This is a genomic window from Prevotella sp. Sow4_E9_plate, from assembly GCF_052116205.1.
In the GTDB taxonomy this organism is placed as follows: Bacteria; Bacteroidota; Bacteroidia; order Bacteroidales; family Bacteroidaceae; genus Prevotella.
Genome location: NZ_JBQKLN010000102.1, coordinates 1 through 1,768, shown reverse-complemented (window position 1 = coordinate 1,768; position 1,768 = coordinate 1). Strand labels below are relative to the sequence as shown.

Genomic DNA, 1,768 nt, shown 5'->3' with positions numbered 1-1,768 from the left:
TTACGGCAAAAATTAATGAGAGACCAAGAAAGAAATTGAATTTCTCAACACCAAAGGAGTGCTTTTACAAAAACATTTCGTAATTTTGCACTTGCTTGTTGAATTCGCGGGCGCTTCTGATGCTTTTCAAATGTTAAATACCGTAAATTCGGTATTCTTGTGAGAAGAAAAAAAGAAAACAAGAAAAAAGAAAAGAAAAAAGCGACAAGAAGAAGTAGCAAGAAGAAAAGAGAAAAAAGAAAATAAATAAAAGAAAAAATAGAAAAAAATAAGAGGGTTTAGCCGAAGCCGAATTGCTCAAATTTTCGCAATTTGGCTTCGGCATTTTCCTCTTCCGTTTTTTATTTTGATTTTCAACAACTTACGTTATTTTCTTACCGTCAATCCACTATCCGAAATTCCTCCAACTCCGTCTTTCTTCTTGCTGTATTGACGGGTGACGCCACTCAGATTGATTCCGCCTACTCCTTCCGATGTTGCTTTGACAGACTGGCAATCAACCTTGGCTTTCACGCTTCCTACACCTTCGTTCAGGATATTCAGGCTGCCGCCCTTGAAGAATCCCAGGTTCACAGAGCCTACGCCCTCGTTGTCCACCTTCAGACTTCCCATGGAAACGTTCGTGATCTTCACAGAGCCTACGCCTTCATTATCAACCGTCATGTTATCTCCAGCCACGTCATCGATATTCACGGAGCCTACACCCTCGTTGGCTACAGTCACCTTGTTGGCAAGAATCTTTCCGATATAGACAGAGCCTACGCCTTCGTTATCAATGGCGAAACGGTCGCTGTTGATGGTCTTGGCATGGAAGCATCCCGTACCCTCCTGTGTCACCTTCAACAGGTCTGGACTGGTGATATAAATCTTCAGTCGCTTGTTTTCAGAGTTGCAGGACGCAGGCACGGTCAGTCTGCCGTTGTATCCGATAACCACCTCGTCGTTGCGATACACCACCTTTAGTTTCTCCTTCATCTGCTGCAGGAACTTTGCGTCCTTGATGGCAGAGTAGTCCAGTCGGACATCGCATTTATCGCCATCATTCTGGGTATAATAGACGTCAGCCACAGCCTCCACATCAATCGCCTTAAAAGGCTTCTGGCGCAAGTCATCCTGCACGTAACTCAACTCTCCCTTCACGGTAGAACCCGTAGAATCAAAGCTGCAGGCAGTAAGCCCGGCAGCAGCCAAGAACATAGCGGCACCAGCTACCCTCAAACCAATACTTTTCATAATCCTTCTATTTTAAATTGTTCGTATTTCTGGCATTTAGACGAAAGAAAGGAGCAAAAGGTTGCAGGAAATTTCAAAAATAATTCCCCAGACTTCAAAAAAGCCCTAATTCAATTTTAAAGAAGCCTCTTTCCGGTTTCATTTAAGCCTTAAACGGAGTTGATTTAAGGCTCATTTAACTGTTACGTTAGGCTTAAACAAACCTTACATAAGCCTTATTCCAAATCTATTCTTATAAAAAATCCCGGAAAAAGCTTACAGGTGTGGGAATAAAGCCGTATCTTTGCGATAGAGTTTTAGAACAGATTGGCGTAGAGCAACCATTATTATCGCTCACAGCCATACGAACAGCTATCCGTTTATTAAACTTTGCCAATATTAAACATCTTTAACAGAAAAATCTGCTTCGGTAACTACTCAGTATCCCTATGGGCATGAGTAATCGTCTTACTGTTGTACTACAGCAAGAATTGCATTGAATTTAGAATTTCCGTTCTTCATAGCAGTTTCAGCAATGGAGTGCAACTTGGCAAAA

Annotated in this window: 1 protein-coding gene; it reads right to left on the bottom strand. The window is 42.0% G+C overall.

What is annotated here, in order from left to right:
* Window positions 1-366: 366 nt before the first annotated feature.
* Window positions 367-1,233, bottom strand: a complete 867-nt coding sequence (locus ACTQ53_RS17365; RefSeq protein WP_441934551.1) for a GIN domain-containing protein — start codon at window positions 1,231-1,233, stop codon at window positions 367-369.
* Window positions 1,234-1,768 lie beyond the last annotated feature (535 nt).